Below are 462 nucleotides of genomic sequence, written 5' to 3'. Positions count from 1 at the left end.
CTTGAACAAAACCTGCACAAGACCCATGACGGAACCGGCATTCTGGTTTTTGTCAGTGAGGCCGAACGGTATGTCGAAATTCTGGTTGACCATGGCATTGCCAGTCGTCTGCATGACGATACCTGGAAAGCGATGGTCGACGTATTTACCCAGCAGGTCAGAGACGGGCAGACCTTGCAGGGGTTTCTTGGCTGTATCCATGCCTGTGGCGAGTTGCTTGCCGATCACGTTCCAGTGACGCACGGCAGGAATGAGCTGCCGAATCGGCTGGTGGTGTTGGGGTAACGGCAAAAGGCAGATGTCGATTTTATCGACATCTGCCTTGCTTGAAAATCGTCCGGGTCAGACGATACGTTTTACGTCATAAAACGATTTTATGTAGGTCTTCAGTTGTTCGACATGCTGGCTGATCAACGCCGAAGCATCACCTGGCGATGTTATCTGATCAAGAAAATGATAGAG

1 protein-coding gene and 1 pseudogene are annotated in these 462 nt (G+C 50.4%); one reads left to right on the top strand and one right to left on the bottom strand.

Annotation, left to right across the window (positions count from 1 at the left end):
• Positions 1 to 285 (top strand): TPM domain-containing protein (locus tag ALO43_RS14545; RefSeq protein WP_174518500.1); only part of this gene is annotated, 285 nt, incomplete at its 5' end.
• 57 nt (positions 286 to 342) lie between these two features.
• Here the strand turns inward: ALO43_RS14545 and ALO43_RS30145 are convergent.
• A pseudogene (locus ALO43_RS30145) lies at positions 343 to 462 on the bottom strand (alpha-xenorhabdolysin family binary toxin subunit B); the annotation flags it as partial.

Source organism: Pseudomonas tremae, assembly GCF_001401155.1.
Classification (GTDB): Bacteria; Pseudomonadota; Gammaproteobacteria; order Pseudomonadales; family Pseudomonadaceae; genus Aquipseudomonas; species Aquipseudomonas tremae.
This window is presented reverse-complemented; position numbering and strand designations above follow the sequence as displayed.